17 protein-coding genes are annotated in these 19,547 nt (G+C 59.4%); 4 read left to right on the top strand and 13 right to left on the bottom strand.

Translation table 11 applies throughout. From position 1 onward, the window contains the following. Window positions 1–14 precede the first annotated feature (14 nt). The 6 genes from E0F99_RS08235 to E0F99_RS08260 all read right to left on the bottom strand — a co-directional run bounded on the left by E0F99_RS08235 (window position 15) and on the right by E0F99_RS08260 (window position 6,019). Window positions 15–1,256: an SfnB family sulfur acquisition oxidoreductase gene (locus E0F99_RS08235; protein ID WP_083355798.1), complete on the bottom strand. Its 1,242-nt coding sequence runs from the start codon at window positions 1,254–1,256 to the stop codon at window positions 15–17. 187 nt (window positions 1,257–1,443) lie between these two features. Then, window positions 1,444–2,229 carry a hypothetical protein gene (locus E0F99_RS08240; protein WP_083355797.1) on the bottom strand — a complete coding sequence of 262 codons (786 nt, stop codon included), beginning with the start codon at window positions 2,227–2,229 and terminating at the stop codon, window positions 1,444–1,446. Between the two features lie 393 nt (window positions 2,230–2,622). Next, window positions 2,623–3,369, bottom strand: a complete 747-nt coding sequence (gene tcyN / locus E0F99_RS08245) for an L-cystine ABC transporter ATP-binding protein TcyN (protein ID WP_083355796.1) — start codon at window positions 3,367–3,369, stop codon at window positions 2,623–2,625. Between the two features lie 3 nt (window positions 3,370–3,372). Next, window positions 3,373–4,038, bottom strand: coding sequence for a cystine ABC transporter permease (gene tcyL / locus E0F99_RS08250; protein ID WP_083355795.1), 666 nt, complete (start codon window positions 4,036–4,038; stop codon window positions 3,373–3,375). After that, window positions 4,038–4,832: a cystine ABC transporter substrate-binding protein gene (tcyJ, locus tag E0F99_RS08255; RefSeq protein ID WP_083355794.1), complete on the bottom strand. Its 795-nt coding sequence runs from the start codon at window positions 4,830–4,832 to the stop codon at window positions 4,038–4,040. The genes tcyL and tcyJ overlap by 1 nt, the downstream gene beginning before the upstream one ends. A gap of 191 nt (window positions 4,833–5,023) precedes the next feature. Beyond that, on the bottom strand, window positions 5,024–6,019 hold the full coding sequence (locus tag E0F99_RS08260; protein ID WP_083355793.1) for a D-cysteine desulfhydrase: 996 nt from the start codon (window positions 6,017–6,019) through the stop codon (window positions 5,024–5,026). Between the two features lie 166 nt (window positions 6,020–6,185). Between E0F99_RS08260 and epsC the strand changes: the two genes are divergently transcribed. From epsC to mgrA, 4 genes are all read left to right on the top strand, one after another. Then, window positions 6,186–7,112, top strand: a complete 927-nt coding sequence (gene epsC, locus E0F99_RS08265) for a serine O-acetyltransferase EpsC (RefSeq protein WP_083355792.1) — start codon at window positions 6,186–6,188, stop codon at window positions 7,110–7,112. Window positions 7,113–7,439: 327 nt separating this feature from the next. Beyond that, complete coding sequence (gene betT / locus E0F99_RS08270) at window positions 7,440–9,401, top strand: choline transporter BetT (protein ID WP_165447611.1); 1,962 nt, start codon at window positions 7,440–7,442, stop codon at window positions 9,399–9,401. Window positions 9,402–9,559: 158 nt separating this feature from the next. Continuing rightward, a complete protein-coding gene (locus E0F99_RS08275; RefSeq protein ID WP_083355790.1) occupies window positions 9,560–10,909 on the top strand; it encodes an OprD family outer membrane porin in 1,350 nt (449 codons plus the stop codon). Between the two features lie 108 nt (window positions 10,910–11,017). Then, the gene (mgrA, locus tag E0F99_RS08280; protein ID WP_083355789.1) at window positions 11,018–12,055 is read left to right on the top strand and encodes an L-glyceraldehyde 3-phosphate reductase; all 1,038 of its coding nucleotides are present in this window, start codon (window positions 11,018–11,020) and stop codon (window positions 12,053–12,055) included. A gap of 65 nt (window positions 12,056–12,120) precedes the next feature. Here the strand turns inward: mgrA and E0F99_RS08285 are convergent, their stop codons facing one another. The 7 genes from E0F99_RS08285 to gshA all read right to left on the bottom strand — a co-directional run bounded on the left by E0F99_RS08285 (window position 12,121) and on the right by gshA (window position 19,416). Beyond that, window positions 12,121–13,323 carry a helix-turn-helix domain-containing protein gene (locus E0F99_RS08285; protein ID WP_083355788.1) on the bottom strand — a complete coding sequence of 401 codons (1,203 nt, stop codon included), beginning with the start codon at window positions 13,321–13,323 and terminating at the stop codon, window positions 12,121–12,123. 3 nt (window positions 13,324–13,326) lie between these two features. Then, a complete protein-coding gene (locus E0F99_RS08290; protein WP_083355787.1) occupies window positions 13,327–14,004 on the bottom strand; it encodes a hypothetical protein in 678 nt (225 codons plus the stop codon). Window positions 14,005–14,130: 126 nt separating this feature from the next. Beyond that, window positions 14,131–14,967 carry a taurine dioxygenase gene (gene tauD / locus E0F99_RS08295; RefSeq protein ID WP_083355786.1) on the bottom strand — a complete coding sequence of 279 codons (837 nt, stop codon included), beginning with the start codon at window positions 14,965–14,967 and terminating at the stop codon, window positions 14,131–14,133. Between the two features lie 11 nt (window positions 14,968–14,978). Next, window positions 14,979–15,815, bottom strand: a complete 837-nt coding sequence (gene tauC / locus E0F99_RS08300; protein WP_083355785.1) for a taurine ABC transporter permease TauC — start codon at window positions 15,813–15,815, stop codon at window positions 14,979–14,981. Continuing rightward, complete coding sequence (gene tauB / locus E0F99_RS08305; RefSeq protein WP_083355784.1) at window positions 15,812–16,591, bottom strand: taurine ABC transporter ATP-binding subunit; 780 nt, start codon at window positions 16,589–16,591, stop codon at window positions 15,812–15,814. The genes tauC and tauB overlap by 4 nt, the downstream gene beginning before the upstream one ends. Before the next feature lie 17 nt (window positions 16,592–16,608). After that, on the bottom strand, window positions 16,609–17,586 hold the full coding sequence (gene tauA, locus E0F99_RS08310) for a taurine ABC transporter substrate-binding protein (RefSeq protein ID WP_083355783.1): 978 nt from the start codon (window positions 17,584–17,586) through the stop codon (window positions 16,609–16,611). Between the two features lie 246 nt (window positions 17,587–17,832). Beyond that, on the bottom strand, window positions 17,833–19,416 hold the full coding sequence (gshA, locus tag E0F99_RS08315) for a glutamate--cysteine ligase (protein WP_083355782.1): 1,584 nt from the start codon (window positions 19,414–19,416) through the stop codon (window positions 17,833–17,835). Window positions 19,417–19,547: the final 131 nt, after the last annotated feature.

The raw sequence follows: 19,547 nt of genomic DNA on the forward strand, positions 1-19,547 counted from the left end.
AGATGTCTTGTCGGTCAGATCCAGGAATGTCGAGCAGGCAAAGTGCCGTTCAGTCGATAAGCGCCCACGGCGTGATATTTCCAGCGCACCGGGTCGTGCAGGGTATGCACCCGGGCGTTGCGCCAGTGGCGGTCGAGGTTGAACTCGGCGAGGGTGGCGCGGCTGCCGGCCAGTTCGAAGAGCTTTTCGCTGACCAGCAATGACACCTCGGTGGTCAGCACTTTCGCTTCGGCCACGGCAATCGAAGCCCGCGCAGCGGATTGCGCGGTGATCGGCGCGGCACTGACGTCGTCCAGCACCTTGCCGGCCTTGCGCAACAAGGCTTCGGCGGCATGCAGTTCGATCTTCAGCTTGCCGATATCGGCGATTACATACAGGTCATCGCTGGCGCGTTCGACTTTGGCGTCGATCCACGGGCGCGAGCGTTCGCGCACGAACGCAATGGTGTCGTCGAGTGCGCCACGGGCGATGCCGGCGTCGATGGCGGCCTGGATCAATTGCGAGACGGCGCCCTGGATATTCGGGCTTTCACCGATGCGCCAGTTCTCCACCACCCACTCGGCGTCCACCGGCACCCGGTCGAGCAGCACGGTGCCGCTGGCGGTGGTGCGTTGGCCGAAGCCCGACCAGTCGTCAACGATGCGCAGCCCTTCGGTGCCTCGGCGCACAAACGCCATGACTTGTTTACCGTCATCGTTCAACGCCTTCACCGCCACCCAGTGGGCAAACAGCGCGCCGGTGGAGTAGAACTTCTGACCGCTTACCACGTAGCCGTCGCCCTCGGCGGTGATGCGCGCCTTGAGCTCCAGGGTGTTTTGAGTGCCGCGTTCCGGGCCGCCGTTGCAGATGCGCCAGCCGTCGAGGACGCTCTGGAACAGCTGCTTTTTCTGGCGTTCGGTGGCGGCGCCCTGCACCAGGTGCAGGATGCCGAAATGGTTCTGCGGGATCTGCCCCAGGGCTGGGTCCGCCGCGCTGATGATCGCGAACACGTCGGCCAAGGTGGTGAAAGACACCTGGGGGCCGCCGTATTCACGGGGAATGGAAATACTGCCCAGCCCGCTGCGGGTAAATTGTTCGATTTGTGCCCATGGCAGCTTGCGCTGCTGGTCGCGCTTGGCTGCTTGCAGGCGCGCGGCCTGGGCCAATTCATGGGCTGCGCTCAACGCTTGCGCGTCGTCGCGCAGCACAACGGCCGGCAACAGCAGTGGGGCTACATCCAGATCACTCTGTGGGGGTGTTAGAGCCAAGTTAGACATCAGCGCCGCTCCTTGGCTGCACGTAATGCCCTGGCGTTATGCACCGGGGTGATTCTGACCATACCGACCTCGCATTCAATGAAATAAAAACAGAAAAATCAGAGAAGTCCGGTGGTCCGGTGCATATACCCTAAACGTGTTAAATTTTTAAATAAACTAACTTCTAGGAATATGCATAGAAGGGCTGTCACCCAGGCTCGCACGGTGAGCCGGGCTGGCGCGGCTGGTAGGTGGACGCGGCGCTGGCCGGGCGGGGCGGCGTCTGTGGCGAGCAGGCGGCGATGGTCAGGCTGCGCACCGGTGCCCAGCGTGAATTATTACCGACGCGGTCAAGGATGCAGTACGTCACGTCCAGGCGGCTGTCGTCGCCTGCTTCGATAATCACCGCCGAGGGTACCCACACCTGCACCGCCACGCCGACGCCTTTGGCCTGGATTTTCGGCAAGTCCAGACGCACGTCACCCCAACGCAGGGTAATGGCGTCGCCGCTGGCCATGTTCAGGTAGGGCTCAATGCGCAACGGAATGCCGCGCCGTACCTGGCTGGCATTGATGCCGTAGCGTCGGATGGTGTCGGGCAGGCTGACGGGCGCGAGGTTCTGGTTCTCGTCGCTGAAGAGGGCCGAAGGTTGGCCGCCCGGGTAGTTGGTTTTTACCCGCACCTGCGTGACGGCCGAGCGTGCCGGACCATGGCCGATCTGCATGACTTGGTAGTGAACCTGCGCTGGCCCGTCCAGCACAAAACTTTCCGGGACCCGCAGGTGGGTAGGTGTGCCGATTTTGCACGCTGTTACGCGCCGAGAGTCGGCAAAGCAGTTGTTCCAGAACAACTCGATCAGGTCACCTTCCTCCATGCCGGGGTAGGGTGCGATAGCCACCTGCAGTTGGGTGGCGGCGAGGGCATTGATACCGTGTCGATGAGCCTGGGGCAGGGTCGGGGCGGTGAGCATGGCCGGGGTTGCAGTGCGCGTCATAAGTAATCTCCTTGATGCAGCCAGCAGCAATCGTTACGGCGCCCGTGGCGCGGGTGTGCGCAGGTGCCGAAAGGAACGATTCAGTGAATAGCCGGGATAGGATCCAATCCTCTGGGCGCTAGATAAGAGGGTTGTCCGGGGGGCGTCAATGGCGGCAAAGGGCTAAACGGCGCGTTGGGGTAGATTCAGACGCGTCTGACGAGGCGGGGGATTTTGAGGCGGATACGGCGGTGATTTTTACGCGTTGCAATAAGGATTTCGTGTAGGAGCGGCTTATTGTGGCGCCGCAGCTTGCTCCCGCTGGGGCGCGAAGCGCTGCCAAGGTTTTGGGGCTGCTACGCAGCCCAGCGGGAGCAAGCGCCCTCGCCACAGTGGGTGCCTGCTCTCAGGAAATTAATGAGCCAGAAACTTGCTCAAGAATTGCTTGGTCCGCTCCTCCTTGGGGTTGGCAAACAACGCCTTGGCTTCGCCCTGTTCGACGATCACGCCCTTGTCGAAAAAGATCACCCGGTTGGCCACATCGCGGGCAAAGCTCATTTCGTGGGTGACGATGACCATGGTGCGGTTTTCTTCGGCCAGGCTGCGGATGGTCGCCAGCACTTCGCCGACCAGCTCCGGGTCGAGGGCCGAGGTGGGTTCGTCGAACAGGATCACCTCCGGCTCCATGGCCAGTGCACGGGCAATCGCCACGCGCTGTTGCTGGCCGCCGGACAAGCGCCTCGGGTAAGACTCTTCTTTACCCGCCAGGCCGACTCTGGCCAGCAGCTTGCGACCCAGTGCAATCGCGGCCTCGCGCGGCATCTTCTTGACCACGATCGGGCCTTCGATGACGTTTTCCAGCGCGGTGCGGTGCGGGAACAGGTTGAAGTTCTGGAACACAAAACCCACGTGCTGGCGCAAGCGCCGCACCAGGCCTTGTTGCTGGTTGAGCGGCTTGTTGCTGTCGATCTCGATGTCACCCACCTTGATGCGGCCGCTGGTGGGTTCTTCGAGGAAATTCAGGCAGCGCAGAAAGGTGGTCTTGCCGGAACCGCTGGGGCCAATGATGGCGACCACTTCGCCTTCCTTGACCTCAAGGTCGATCCCGTTGAGCACCACCTGACCTTTGAATTGTTTGGTCAGTTTTTCAACCACGATCATGCTTCAAGACTCCAGGTCATGCCGGTTGACCCGGTCTTCCAGACGATTTTGAAAATGCGCCAGGATGCTCGCCAGTACCCAGTAGATCAGAGCGGCGGACAGATACATGGTGAAAATTTCGAAGGTACGTGCTGACACCAGTTGCGCCTGGCGGAACAGCTCGGGCACCTGGATGGTGGCGGCCAGCGCCGTGTCCTTGACCAGCGAAATAAAGCTGTTGCCCAACGGCGGCAATGCCGTGCGCATGGCCTGCGGCAGGATGGCCCGGCGCAGGGTCTGCGCGCGGGTCATGCCGATACTGGCTGCCGCTTCCCACTGGCCGCGCTCGATGGAGCTGATTGCGGCGCGCAGGATTTCACAGGCATAAGCGGCCATGTTCAGCGAAAAGCCGGTCATGGCGGCCGGGATCGGGTCCAGCTCGATGCCCACTTGCGGTAAGCCGTAGTAGATCAAAAACAGCTGCACCAGCAAGGGCGTGCCGCGAAAGAACGACACGTAGACACGGGCGGTCCAGCTCAAAAGTTTGAAGCGCGACAGGCGCATCAAGGCCAGGCCGAAGCCCAGCAGCAAGCCGAAAAACATCCCGCCAAGGCTAAGGATCACCGTGTAGTACGCGCCCTTGAGCAAAAAGGGCGCGGAGTCCAGCGCGAGTTGGAAACCTGCTTCCATTATTGAGTGACGTCAGCGTTGAAGTACTTCTCGGACAGCTTCTTCAAGGTGCCGTCGGCGCGCAGCTTGTCGAGGGCCTTGTTCACCGCGTCGAGCAGTTCAGGCTCGCCTTTGCGCAAGGCAATACCGGCTTCCTGACGGGAGAAGGCATCACCGGCGGCTGCGGTGTCGGGGGCTTTCTTGGCGTATTCCAGAGCGGCCAGACGGTCGATCAAAATTGCGTCGATGCGGCCGATGCGCAGGTCCTGGAACTTGGTAGGGTCATCGTTGTAGGTCTTGATGATGGCTTTAGGTTGGTTGTCCTTGAGCCATTGTTCGTAGTTGGTGCCCAGGCCTACGCCAACCTTCTTGCCGGCCAGGTCGTCGGCGGTCTTGATGGTGTCGACGTTTTTCTTCAGCACCAGCGCCTGGATACCGGAAACGGTGTAGGGCTTGGAGAAGTCGTACTTCTTCTGGCGCTCTTCGGAGATGGTCACTTGGTTGACCACGGCGTCCAGGCGCTTGGATTCCAGGGCCGCGAGGATACCGTCCCAAGGCGTGGCTTGCAGCTTGACCTTGACGCCCAGCTCTTTGGCCAGCGCTTGGGACAGCTCGACTTCGAAACCGCTGAGCTTGCCGCTTTCGTCGACGAAGCTGAACGGCGGGTAGGTGCCTTCCAGGCCGATCTTGATTTCGCCGGCTTTCTTGATGTTGTCCAACTGCTCGCCGGCAACTGCCTGGCTCAGCCAGCTAGCCCCGAGCGCCAGCCCCAATGTGCCGACCAGCAATGTGCGACGAAATACAGAAATAGTCATGAAGAGCCCCTGTGTTTTTATGTTGAGCGAAGCAGGTGACGCGGTAGTCGTATCCTGCCTTAAAGCGCGAAGCGCGTCTTCGCCTTCGGCGCGACTATAAAGCCAGTTTTTAAGACTTGAAAATAATATAAATCTAATTTGTTATTCGTTTTTGGAATATTAGGCGGGCCTAATGGGGGAGCTGTGTTTATTCAGTTAAACACGGAGTCATACGCAAACAACGCCGGTGCCCCGCCGGTGTGCAGGAAAATGATCGGGCCGTCCTCAAACCGCTGGCGCCCGATGCCATCCAGCAAACCCGCCATGGCCTTGCCCGTGTAGACAGGGTCCAGTAGCAGACCTTCCTGGCTGGCTAAAAGTTTGATCGCGGCCAACGTGCCGGCATTCGGCTCGCCGTAGCGCGGGCCGAAGTACTCGTCCCACAACATCACGTTGAAGGCTTCGGGGATGTCCACGCCGAGCAACTCGGCGGTGCGTTCGGCCAGGCCTTGTACTTTCGGGCGCTGCGCTTCGTCGGTGCGCGAAACGGTCACGCCAATCACCGGCAGGTTCGGCAGCACGTCACTCAAGGCCAGCGCGAGGCCGCTGTGGGTACCCGCACTGCCGGAGGCCAGTACCACGGCGGCAAACTCAATGCCGCTGTCTTTGATCTGCCCGGCCAACTCCAGCCCGGCGCGCACGTAACCCAGCGCCCCGAGTGCATTCGAACCACCGATAGGCACCAGGTACGGCTTCTTGCCATTGCTGCGCAGACGATCGGCAAGGGCATTAAGCTGCTCGTCAACGTTGTCGAGGTTTTCGACCAACTCGACTTTAGCGTCAAACAGTTCCAGCAACAGGCGATTGCCGTTGCCCAGGTAGTTAGGGTCTTCGGTGCCGGTCGGGTTTTCCAGCAGGGCCACGCAACCCAGGCCCAACTTGGCGGCCAGCGCAGCGGTTTGGCGCACATGGTTGGACTGGGTGGCACCGGCCGTGACCAGGGTGTCGGCACCCTGGGCGAGGGCATCGGCAGCCAGGTATTCGAGTTTGCGCAGCTTGTTGCCGCCCATGGCCAGTGGCGTCGTATCGTCGCGTTTGACGTAGATGTCCCTGCCCAGCCAAGCCGACAGCCGCTCGAGTTTTTCCAGGGCAGTGGCGCCGCCCAGCAGTTCCAGGCGGTTAAAACGGTCGATCTGTTGTTTGATCATGGCTACGCACGGTGGCTAAGTGATTGGGCGACTATAGGCAGGCACTTTTCATCGGGCAACCGCCAATCGCTTATTCCGTATGGTTCTTTACATCACACCATTGGTTCTTAAGAGTGGCCTGGGTGCATACCGTAAAGTGACGGCCATATCGTCAGGAGTGAATACCGTGAGTGAGCGTTCCAGTCATTGGCAATTGCAAACCATCGTCAGCCAACTGCGCAGCGCCCGGGACCAGTGGCGCACGCGCAATGGTCGCTTGAGTGGTGAGCACGGCGGGCGTGAATTACCGTCGCGCGAAGCGGTGGCGCAGATTATCGAGTCGCTGTGCGGCGCGCTGTTTCCGATGCGCCTGGGGCCGGTGGACTTGCGTGAGGAAAGTGAAGATTTCTACGTCGGCCATACCCTCGACGTCGCCTTGAATGCCTTGCTCGGCCAGGCGCGCCTGGAGCTGCGTTACGCCGCGCGTCAGGGCGCCAAGGGTGAAAGCGACGTCGATGCCCTGGCCATCCGCCTGATTCAGGACTTTGCCCTGGCCCTGCCTTCCCTGCGCAGCCTGCTGGACACCGACGTATTGGCCGCCTACCACGGCGACCCGGCCGCGCGCAGTGTGGATGAAGTGCTGCTGTGCTACCCCGGTATCCTGGCGGTGATTCACCATCGCCTGGCGCATCACTTATATCGCGCCGGGTTACCGCTGCTGGCGCGAATCAGCGCGGAGATTGCCCACTCGGCCACCGGCATCGATATTCACCCCGGCGCGCAGATCGGCCCGAGTTTCTTTATCGACCACGGCACGGGTGTGGTGATTGGCGAAACCGCGATCATCGGCGAGCGGGTGCGCATTTATCAGGCGGTGACACTGGGCGCCAAGCGCTTTCCGGCGGATGAGGATGGTCAGTTGCAGAAGGGCCACCCACGTCATCCGATCGTTGAGGATGACGTGGTGATCTACGCCGGGGCGACGATTCTGGGGCGGATCACCCTTGGCAAGGGCTCGACGATTGGCGGCAACGTGTGGCTGACCCGCAGCGTGCCGGCGGGGGCGAATATCACCCAGGCGAATTTGCAGCATGAGGATGGGGCGCAGAAATAGAGAATCAGCACCCATCTCACATTTTTGACCGCATTCCAATTTTGAGCCGTGTTTAACGCCGAAATCGCTGAACGTTTTGCCTCGCGCACCCGTCATATCAATCCTTGAGCTAGTGTAGGAATTGTCTACCACTCAGCCCTACGATTAGTCCCAAACCGCCTATCCATGTTTAACTTGAATGACCGTTCAAGTTAAACCGGTGGTTCGCTGCCCGCTCACAACAGGAGGCTTACCTTTGCTGAGTCCGTTATTTACAGCCACATTTCACACCCCCGGGGTGCATCGTTCATGAGTGCATCGTCCACCCCATCCAGCGGCATGGTGCGCATGAATGCGCCCGTTTTCTACTTTGCCGCCAGCTTCATCCTGCTATTTGGCATCACGGTCATCGCTATTCCGCAACAGGCCGGTGCCTGGCTGCTGGCCGCGCAAAACTGGGCGGCCAACACGGTCGGCTGGTACTACATGCTGGCGATGACCCTGTATCTGGTCTTCGTGGTGGTCACCGCGCTATCGGGCTACGGCAAGATAAAACTCGGTGCCGACCACGACGAGCCCGAATTCAGTTACCTGTCCTGGGCCGGCATGCTGTTCGCCGCCGGGATCAGCATCACGCTGTTTTTCTTTTGCGTGTCCGAGCCGCTGACGCACCTGGTGCAACCGCCTCAGGGCGCGCCAATGAATGCCGATGCCGCACGCCAGGCGATGCAGATTCTGTTTCTGCACTGGGGCTTGCACGGCTGGGGTGTGTTTGCATTTGTGGGCATGGCCCTGGCGTATTTCGCCTACCGGCATAACCTGCCGCTGGCGCTGCGTTCGGCGTTGTACCCGCTGATCGGCAAGCGCATCAATGGCCCCATCGGCTATGCGGTGGATGGCTTCGGCATTATCGCTACGGTGTTCGGCCTGGGCGCCGACATGGGCTTCGGCGTGTTGCACCTCAACTCCGGGCTGGACTACCTGTTCGGCATTGCCCACACCCAGTGGATCCAGGTCGGCCTGATCACGTTGATGATGGGCGCTGCCATCCTTGTCGCCGTCTCCGGCGTCGACAAGGGCGTGCGGGTGATGTCCGACATCAACATGCTGCTGGCCTGTGCGCTGCTGCTGTTCGTGTTGTTTGCCGGGCCCACCCAGCACTTGCTCAACACCTTGATCCAGAACATCGGTGACTACCTCGGCGCCTTGCCGACCAAGAGTTTCGATGTGTACGCCTACGACAAACCCAGCGACTGGCTGGGCGGTTGGACGGTGTTCTATTGGGCCTGGTGGATCGCATGGTCGCCGTTCGTAGGCCTGTTTATCGCGCGTATTTCCCGAGGCCGTACCATTCGCGAATTCGTGTTTGGCGTGCTGTTGATCCCGCTGGGCTTTACCCTGGCGTGGATGTCGATCTTCGGCAACAGTGCCATTGACCAGGTGCTCAACCACGGCTTGACCGCGCTCGGCCAGTCGGCCATCGATGACCCGTCGATGAGCCTCTACCTGTTGCTGGAAACCTACCCGTGGAGCAAGACGGTTATCGCGGTCACGGTGTTTATCAGCTTCGTGTTCTTCGTCACCTCGGCCGACTCCGGCACCGTCGTGTTGTCGACCCTGTCGTCCAAAGGCGGTAACGCCGACGAAGACGGGCCGAAATGGCTGCGCGTGTTCTGGGGCGCGATGACTGCATTGGTCACCAGTGCGTTGCTGTTTGCCGGCAGTATCGACTCGCTGAAGTCCGCGGTGGTGCTGACCTCGTTGCCGTTCTCGCTGATCCTGCTGTTGATGATGTGGGGCCTGCACAAGGCGTTCTACCTCGAATCGCAAAAGCAGATCGCCCAGATGCATTCCCTCGCACCGGTGTCCGGTTCACGCAAAGGCACGGGCGGCTGGCGCCAGCGTTTGACCCAAGCGGTGCATTTCCCTTCGCGCGATGAGGTGTACCGGTTCCTTGAAACCACGGTGCGCCCGGCGATCGAAGAAGTAACGGCGGTGTTTGTCGAAAAAGGCCTCAGCGTCGTCGCCCAGCCCGACCCGTCGAACGACAGCGTCAGCCTGGAAATCGGTCACGGCGAAGAGCACCCGTTCGTGTATCAGGTGCAGATGCGCGGCTATTTCACGCCGTCATTTGCACGCGGTGGCATGGGCTCAAAACAGCTCAACAACCGCCGCTATTACCGGGCGGAAGTGCACTTGAGCGAGGGCAGCCAGGACTACGACCTGGTGGGCTACACCAAGGAGCAGATCATCAACGACATCCTCGACCAGTACGAGCGTCACCTGCAGTTCCTGCACTTGGTGCGCTGACGCAGAAACCCCCGCAAAGCCCCGTCCCACGGGGCTTTCTTAAACTTAATTTCATTCGTTGAAGCCCCGCTTTGACGCGCAACTGTCATCTGGCCACTGCGTAATTGTGTGAAGCGTTTGACGCTTTCATTTCAGAACAGTGACGGAGACCGGTAACAATGAAGACGTTAATAAGCCCCGTGGTGGGTGTCGCCATGGCGAGCTTTATGCTGTCCGCCCATGCCGATTTTATCGACGACAGCCACGCCGATGTGACCCTGCTCAATCGCTACCTCAACCAGCAGGGGCGTGATGTGGTCAACAGCAGCGCCAAGGCCCACAGCGTGCGGGATTGGGGCCAGGGTTTCGAGTTCAACTTCAGGTCCGGCTACACCGAGGGGCCGGTGGGTTTTGGCCTGGACTTGCAGGCGTTCTACGGCTTGAAACTGGACTCTGGTGGTGACCTCAACGACAAAGATCACCAAGGTCGCTACCCCGGCAGTATGTTCCCACTGGATAACGGCAAATCCGCCGACCAGTTCGGCGTACTCAGCCCGACGTTCAAGATGCGCGTCGCCAAGGATGAGCTGCGCGTCGGCACGCTGTACGGCAATAACCCAGTGCTGGCCAACACTGACGGGCGCCTGTACCAGCAGACCAATACCGGTGTGCAACTGGTGTCCAAAAACCTCAGCGACTTCACCTTCACCGGTGGCGATATCTTCAAGACCAAAATTCGCAACGAAACCGGTGACCAGGGCATGATCACCGCTGGCGGCACCCAAGAAAGTGATCGCTTCCTGTTCGGCGGTGCGCACTACACCGGCATCCAGAACACCACCGTCAGCCTGTGGTATTCCAACCTTGAGGATTATTACCAGCAGTTCTTCCTCGGCGCCAAGCGTCATGACGCGTTGTCCGTGGGTGCAATCGACACCGATGTGCGTGTGTTCCGCAGCCTCGGTGTGGGCGCCAACGCCGATGGTGACAAGGACTTTGCCGGGGCCGGCCTCTACGGTGACGGCGCCAGCAAAGGCCGCATCAACCAAACCACCGCTAGCTTGCTTGAAAGCTACAGCCTGGACGGCCATACCGTGGGCCTTGGCATCCAGAAAAACAGCGGCGACAGTGACTTCCCGTACCTCGATTCCGGCCTGAACAGCGGTGATGCGCACCAGGGCCCAGGTTCAGGTGCCGACACCCCGGCACTGACTAACATGCAGTTGAACAAATTCCAGCACGCGGGCGAACGCACCTGGCTGGCGCAGTACAAATATGACTTCGGCAAACTCGGCTTCGCTGGCCTGACGTTCTCCGCCGCCTACGCTCACGGTGATGACATCCGCACTGCGCAAGGCACCACCAGCGAATGGGAACGCAACATTGCGGTGGCCTACCAAGTACCGACCGGCACCCTCAAAGGGCTGGGCGTGACCTGGAAAAACGCGCACGCCAGCCCGGACATTACCGGTGCCACCGTGCAAGATGAAAATCGCTTCTATGTCAGCTATGTCGTTCCACTCTGGTAGGTAATTGCTGTAAAACGGAAGGGCATAGTTAAGCGATTCAGCGGGTTATAAGGCCTGGGAATAGCGTTATTCCCAGGCCTTATTTGCCCTAAGCCCAGAGAGGATTCGATGACGTATATTGCTGCCGAAAACCGCTATGAATCTATTCCCTATCGCCGCGTAGGTCGCAGTGGATTGGTGCTGCCTGCACTGTCCTTGGGGCTGTGGCACAACTTTGGCGACAGCACCCCAATCGACACCCAGCGCGCTTTGCTGCGCACCGCGTTTGACTTGGGTATCAACCACTTCGACCTGGCCAACAACTACGGCCCGCCGTACGGCAGCGCCGAGATCAACTTCGGCCGTTTGCTGCGCGAAGACTTCAAGCATTACCGCGACGAATTGATCATCTCCAGCAAAGCCGGCTGGGACATGTGGCCCGGCCCTTATGGCCAGGGCGGCGGTTCGCGCAAATACATACTGGCGAGCCTGGACCAAAGCCTGCAACGCCTGGGCGTCGACTACGTGGATATTTTCTACTCCCACCGTTTTGACGCCGACACCCCGCTGGAAGAAACCGCCAGCGCCCTCGCCACGGCGGTGCAGCAGGGCAAGGCGCTGTACATCGGCATCTCGTCGTATTCCGGGGTTAAAACCCGCGAAATCGCAGCCTTGCTCAAAGAGTGGAAAGTGCCGCTGCTGATCCATCAGCCGGCCTACAACCTGCTCAACCGCTGGGTGGAAAAAGACCTGCTGGACACCACAGAAGAACTCGGTGCCGGGGTGATTGCGTTCACGCCGCTGGCTCAGGGTTTGCTCACCGACAAGTACCTCAATGGCGTGCCAGCGGATGCGCGGGTTAACCGCCCGGGTGGCGGGTCGTTGCAGGCCAAGCACTTGTCCGAAGCCAACATCGCACACGTACGCGCACTGAATGAAATCGCCAAGCGTCGCGGCCAGAGTTTGGCGCAACTGGCGCTGGCCTGGACCCTGCGTGACCCGCGGGTGACCAGTGCGCTGATCGGTGCAAGCCGGCCGGAGCAGATCATCGAGAACGTCGGGGCGTTGAAGAACTTGAGCTTCAGCGTGGAAGAGCTGGCGGAGATTGATCGGTTTGCGCAGGAAGGCGGGATTAACTTGTGGGAAAAGCCATCCACCGCTGAATAGCGTCGGACAACGGGCCCTACCATTTTAAGGGTAGGGCTTTCCATCAGGACAGCCAGCAGATGACGCTATTTTTTGCTCGGAAACCCAAGTATTTCAGCGGTTTCGCTGAAAAAGGTTTCGCGTGCGGATCTCTTTCTCAACTGCATGTCTATCACCTGTGATTTGTCAGGAAGGTTGAAGTAACCTTCGTCCAAGCTGCATAGATTCTCTACGATGTGCAGCGGCAATCCGAGCAGTTGCCTTACCTGAGATCGCGAGAGCACATGATTTTCGACAAGCATTTTGACCCCACGGGCGATCAGTTGAGGCTTTTCGAAGTCAAAATCACTGTCCATGGGCTCTCCCTTTACCCAGCCTCTGGCAGATCTTGCTTTCCATAGTCGTGTTGTCGTGGTGTCGTTGATGATTTCCAAATCTAGGCAACGTCTCACCATCGCAGCTACTGAGACTTTCCAGCGTGGTTTCAGAGCTAACAATGTATCCAGCGTGGGCCAACGAACTTCTCGCAAAAAGCTTTCTGCGGGTAGTAAAAAGGCGCTTGCAAAACGGTGTGCCTGAGTTTCAAGGAGTGTGTAATTCGACTCGTACTGTTCTTTGGATATGTATCTGTGCAGAACGATATGTCCGAGCTCATGAGCCGCATCAAAGCGATTTCTGATCCCATTGGCCTTATCTGCGACAAGCAAAACATATGGGCGTTGGTCCAGCTCGTACCAGTTTGAAACGCCATCCATCTTAAGGTGGCCGAGTGTGGTTCGAGCACAGACAATACCCGCATTTTCTAATACTTGAACCACATTGGAGATCGGAGCTATTCCTAGTCCCCAGGTTTGACGGCATGTGCTAGCCATCTGCTCGATCTCCTCATCAGAGATCAGCTCGCAGTTTCGTTCTTCTAAATGCGGCACATTGACTTCGATGAATTCAAGGCTTTCTTGAAGCTTGTAGGAGACCTCCTGTAACCACTCCAAGCGTACTTCCGCTATTTCCCGCGCGCTGGCCGTAGCACTGACCTGTGAGCGGAAGAAAAAAGGAGTGTTCTCGCCAGTTTTGAATTGCTCCTCAAGTAACCAGTTTTCACTGACTCCAAAAACCTCGCACAGACGCTGGAAGGCATCAGCTTCTGGCACTTGAAGGCCGTTTTCCCATTTTGAAATATTGCCAGAGGCGCGCCCTACCATTTCGGCGAGAGTGGTTTGGGTCATTCCAAACGCAAGGCGCAGCTGCTTGAGGCGCTCTGACTGAAAGCCCGCGACTCCCGTTCTCATGCTTTACCTCTTGGCGTTTTGCTCGTCATCAGTTTGGTCTTCGGTTTCTTCGGCGCGGCGCATCTTATCTCGCAATTTCACCAATTCAACTGGTTTTCGCTGAACCGCCTCATTGTCAGAGTAGCTTTGAAGTAAATCTTCAAAAGTGCAACTCATGTGAAAGCCTCTTCCGTTGAAATACGGTACAGCCATCATGATTGCGCGTGGTTCTGATTGATCCCCTGAACGTGGGGGAGGTGCATGGACTACGACAAGCGCATGAATCAATTGTTCGGCTGCGGTATGTTTGAGCCCATCGATCCAGTCCATTTGGGTGTCCGCAAGGGACTCATTAAGCGTTTTTAGCTCGCTTCGGTGTTTTGCACCGCGGATTTCTTTCTGCCAAGGAAGCACTACCGCAGTGATCCTTAAAGAGCCCAACTCCAGCAGCACATAATTGTGCCCTTTAGGATCTGTAGTTTTGACGATTGGGTTCCATCGCTTCATCCCAGCCAAGGACTCTTGGACTAAAGAATGCCGTAAATGCCCCCGCAAATCTTCGTGAGGGGTATGAATCAGCAGCTCCTGAGTTTCTTTCAAGGCTTTTTGAAAGGTTTGAGGGAGCAAAACTCCCAACTCTTCAAAAAATTCTTTGTTTACTTGCGCGCGAATGAACCCCTGGATTTCTTGTTTTGTGACCACGTAATCACCACTTACTATTCGGTAAGCGGATTTTTACGCCTTTTTTCTTCGTTATGGAAGTGGTTTACTGGTTTTTTATCCAGCAAGCACTCTTCTGTTGGTTGTTGAGCCTTGTGATTTGATGTTTCAAAACGGCACATCCCCAAGAATCGTCGCCCGATGCATCACCCGCCGCTGCGGCCGGTAGTCATCCACCGCGTAATGCTGGGTCACGCGGTTATCCCAGAACGCGACGTCATTCTCCTGCCAGCGCCAGCGAATTGTGAATTCTGGGCGGGTCGCGTGGGCGAACAGCAGCTTCAAAATCGCTTCGCTTTCGGCCGGCTCCAGCTCGTTGATCCTGGTGGTAAACCCATCGCTGACAAACAGCGACTTGCGACCACTCACCGGATGCGTGCGCACCACCGGGTGCGACAGCGGCGGGTTTTTCTTGCGGGTTTCGTCCCAGCGCGCGAAGTCCTCGGCGGTGTTGCCAAAGCGCTCCAGCGGGAAGGATTTGGTGAAGTCGTGGGTGGCAGTCAATCCGTCGAGCAGCCGCTTGAGCGGCTCCGACAGCGCCTCATACGCTGCAATCCCGCTGGCCCACAGCGTATCGCCGCCAAACGCCGGCAACAGCTTGGCACTCAGTACCGCGCCGAGGGCCGGAGTCGGCAGGAAGGTCACGTCGGTGTGCCACACCGCGTTGTCGCGCACGTCGGTGACGGCGGTGTCGAGGATCAGCACTTCGGGCTGTTCCGGCACGTTGGGGTAAATCGGATGAATATGCAGGTCGCCAAAATTCGCCGCGAACCGCGCCTGTTGCTGCGGGTTGATGGCCTGGTCTCTGAAGAACAGCACCGAGTGCTTGAGCAACGCCTGCTCGATGGCGTCGCGTTCTTCAGGGTTCAGCGGCTGGGTGATATCGACGCCACTGATCAGGGCGCCCAGGGCGGTGCTTATTGGCGTAACGGTCAGGCTGCTCATGCGATTCTCACTCAGTGTGCCTGGCCATGCCAAGGCACCCATTTACGCTGCAGGGCACGCAGGCCCATTTCCATGGCGAAGGCGATCAGGGCGATCACCAAAATCCCCAGCACCACCACATCGGTGACCAGGAACTGCGCCGCCGACTGCACCATGAAGCCCAGGCCGCTGGTGGCCGCGATCAACTCGGCGGCGACCAATGTCGACCAGCCCACACCCAGGCCTATGCGCACACCGGTGAGAATGTCGGGCAGGGCGCTCGGCAGGATCACATGGCGAATCAGTTGGGCACGGGTGGCGCCCAACGACTGCGCGGCACGCAGCTTGGCGGGGTCGACCGTGCGCACGCCGGTCGCGGTGGCGATGGCGATGGGCGCGAAGATCGCCAGGTAAATCAGCAACACCTTGGACAGCTCGCCGATGCCGCACCAGATCACGATCAGCGGCAGATAAGCCAGCGGCGGAATCGGTCGGTAAAACTCGATCAGCGGGTCGAGAATGCCGCGTGCGATGCGGTTGGCACCGATGGCAATGCCCACCGGCACGGCGGTCAGCACCGCAAAACCGAGACCCAGGCCGATACGCTGCAGGCTTGCGCCCAAGTGCTGCCACAAGGTGGAGTCCATGTAGCCGGTGGTCGCCAGCCGCCAGCCTTTTTGCAACACGGCGGACGGCGGTGGCAGGAACAACGGTTCGATCAAGCCGGTGGCGGTCACCGCCCACCAGATCGCCAGCAAGGCGACCAAGGTGAGCACGCTGATCCAACGTGTGCTCAGGCTGCGACGCACCGCAATAACCGCGTGCGCTACCGGCTTGGCGGCGGTGGCGGGGAGTTCGTAGCTGCTCATGCGGACACCTGCCGTTGCGAGAACACTTTGCCCAGCACGTGTTCGCGGGTTTCGATAAAGCGCGGGTCGGACTTAATCGCGCGTGCCGATTCACCGCCAGCGTAGCGCTGGCCGAAGTCCAGGTGCAGACGCTCGACGATTTGGCCCGGGTTGGGCGCCAGCAGGATCAAATCGGTGGCGAGGAACACCGCCTCTTCAATGTCATGGGTAATCAGGAACACCGGCTTGGCCGTGCGCCGCCAGACTTGTAGAAGCAATTGCTGCATGTGTTCGCGGGTGAAGGCGTCGAGGGCGCCGAAGGGTTCGTCCATCAGCAACACGCGCGGGTCGGCCGCCAGGGCGCGGGCCAGGCCCACACGTTGTTTCTGGCCGCCGGAAAGTTGCCAGATGCGCCGGCTGTCGAAACCGGCGAGGTCAACCAGGGCAAGCATTTCCCGGGCGCGCACTTCACGTTGCGCCTTGGGCACGCCGGCCAGTTCGAGACCGAAACCGACGTTGGCCAGCACGTCCTGCCAGGGCAGCAGGGCGTCGTCCTGGAACACCACGCCGCGTTCGGCGCTGGGGCCTTTGACCGGCACGCCATCGAGGGTGATGCGCCCGGCAGAGGGTTCAACAAAGCCGGCAATCAGGTTCAACAGCGAAGTCTTGCCACTGCCGGACGGGCCGAGGGCCACCAGCAATTGCTGGGGCCCAAGGTCCAGTGAAATGTCAGACAGTACCGGTTCTGTGGCGCCTGGGTACTGTGCGCTGATGCGCTCCAGTTGTAGCAAGGCCATCGCAATGAACTCCCGAATCAGTGAGTGATGAACTTGGCGCTGATGTAAGGCGCGTAGTCCGGCAGCACGGCGTCGACCTTGCCTTGTTCCTTGAGGAACGCGGCGGTGTCGGTCACAGCCTTGGTGGTCGGTGCGCCCAGCAGGGTCACTTGGTCAGCGGCCAGCGGGTAGACGTTGCCTTGCAGCAGCAGTGGGATGTCACTGGCCTTGGCGCCGGAGAGCTTCACCAGTTTGTCGACGTTGCCTTTATCGGCGAGCCAGGCTTGGGGGGCTTTGCGGTATGCGGCGTAGGCATCCAGAGTGACTTTGGCGAAGGCCGTGACGATTTCCGGGTGCTTCTCGGCGAAATCCTTACGCACGATCCACGCATCGAAGGTCGGCGCGCCGAACTTGGCCAGTTCGCCGGAGGTGATCAGCACCTTGCCGTTTTCCTTGGCCACGCCCAGGGCGGGGTCCCACACGTAAGTGGCGTCGATGTCACCGCGTTTCCAAGCGGCGATGATTGCCGGTGGCGCGAGGTTGAGGATGGTCACTTTCGCGGGGTCGATGTTCCAATGCTTCAACGCGGCCAACAGGCTGTAGTGGCCGGTGGAGACGAAGGGCACGGCGATTTTTTTGCCGATCAGGTCCTGCGGGCTATTGATCCCTGAACCGTTGCGAGCCACCAAAGCTTCGGCGCCGCCGATTTGAGTGGCCACGAGGAACGTTTCCACTGGAACTTTGCGGGTAACGGCAGCGGTCAGCGGGCTGGAACCGAGGTAGCCGATCTGCACGTCGCCGGAGGCGATGGCGGCGATGATGTCGGCGCCATTGTCGAATTTGCGCCAGTCGATCTTGGCCTGGGTGGCTTTTTCATACGCGCCGTCGGCCTGGGCGACTTTCGCCGGGTCCACGGTAGTCTGGTAAGCGATCGTCACATCCGCCGCCTGGGCAAACAGGCTGGCACCGGCCAGGGACAATGCGCCCAAGAGGCGCAGAGGGGTTAAACGTTTCAAGGGGAAGCTCCTCAATCAGGCGGCCGAGTGTTGGCGTGTGAGGAGACTAAATGATCTAAGAATCCTAAAATAAATAACATTTTTTTGGAATTAGCTTATTAGGATAAGAGTGAACGCTGATGTTGAGGGCGCATCAGCCAAATATGGGAGCTGGCTTGCCTGCGATGCGCACGACTCGGTATTTCAGATACACCGAGATGATGCTATCGCAGGCAAGCCAGCTCCCACAGGGGCGGCGTGATGCTTTTAGTTGCTGATCGCCAAGATGCTCGCCTGGTACGACCCGACAAACGCATCAAAGTCGCCCACTTCGTTCTGCTCCAGCTCCGCCTGCTGCGCCAGCGAATTGTGCGCCAGTTCTTCAAAGCGTGCCTGCTCTAGCGCCGGCAACGGTTCTTTACGGAAATATTCGGCGTGCACCTCGCTCTGGTGCAGGGAGAACTGCGCAAAACTCTCCTTACGTTCGGCCATCGCCGCCAACACCTGAGCCGACGGCGTCAGGGACGGATCCTTGACCTTGGCCAATTGAGCATCCAGCGCCTGGCTGTGCTCGGTGATGCCGTGGCTCTCATCAAGCAGCGCCGCCAGCGGCGCGATCTGCTCCAGCAACTCGGTGGCCCATTCCTTCATGTCCACAGGCTGGCCCTGACGCTGCAACTGCAGGCCCGGACGACGGCCTTCCTTGACCACGCTGAGGAAGTTGGAAGTGGCATTGCCGCATTCGTTATTGGCGAACAGCGGGCTGTCGTTCAGCGCGCAGTACAGCAGGAACGCGTCGAGAAAACGCGACTGCGGCAGGTCGATGCCCATCGGCAGGAACGGGTTGATGTCCAGGCAGCGCACTTCGATGTACTGGATGCCACGCGCCATCAGCGCCTGGATCGGCCGTTCGCCGGTGTAGGTCACGCGCTTGGGGCGGATATTGGAGTAGTACTCGTTTTCGATCTGCAGGATGTTGGTGTTGAGCTGAACCCACTCACCGTCTTTATGGGTGCCGACTTCGACGTAAGGCGCGTAAGGCGTTGCCACCGCTTCGCGCAGGCTGTCGGTGTAGCTGCTCAAATCGTTGTAGCACGGCGTCAAACCGGCCTGGGCGTTGCTCTGGTAACCCAGGTCGCTCATGCGCAGGCTGGTGGCATAGGGTAGGTACAGGGTGTCGGCGTCCAGCACTTCCAACTGGTGTGAGCGGCCGCGCAGGAAACCGGCGTCCAGGGCCGGTGAGGCACCAAACAGGTACATCAACAGCCAGCTGTAGCGGCGGAAATTACGAATCAGCGCGATGTAGGCGGTGGACTGATAGTCGCGGTCGGTGCCGACGAAACCTTCAGTCTCCTTGAGCAACGGCCACAGCGCTTCCGGCAGGGAAAAGTTGTAGTGGATGCCGGCGATGCACTGCATGGTCTTGCCGTAACGCAGCGCCAGGCCCTTGCGATACACGTACTTGAGCTGCCCGATATTGGAGGTGCCGTAGTAGGCAATCGGAATATCTTCCTCGGCCGGCAACGGGCACGGCATAGAAGGGCTCCACAGGTACTCGTTGCCGAGCTTGCTGTAGGCAAAGCGATGGATCTTGTCCAGGCTGCTCAGGGTATCGGCCGGGTTCGGCAGGGCTGGGGTGATGAACTCCAGCAGCGACTCCGAGTAGTCGGTGGTGATCTGTTCATTGGTCAACGCGGCGCCCAAGGCTTCAGGGTGCGGCGTTTGCGCCAGACGACCCTCACTGGTGACACGTAGGCATTCGCGCTCGATGCCGTGCAAGCACTGCTCTAGCAGGGAGAGGTGTTCGCGCTTGCCGAGCAAGGCCAGGCGGCGGTTGAGAAGTTCGCTCAAGTTGGATTCCTTCACGCGTCAGTCGCCCCAATATGGGGGTGGGCAGGACGGTCTACAAGGGTGAAGTTGAAACTGGCGTGATCGCCTGGTTTTGAGTCGATTTGACCCGCTTTGAAAAAGCCTACTTCACT

This window comes from Pseudomonas antarctica, assembly GCF_900624995.1.
GTDB classification, from domain to species: Bacteria; Pseudomonadota; Gammaproteobacteria; order Pseudomonadales; family Pseudomonadaceae; genus Aquipseudomonas; species Aquipseudomonas antarctica.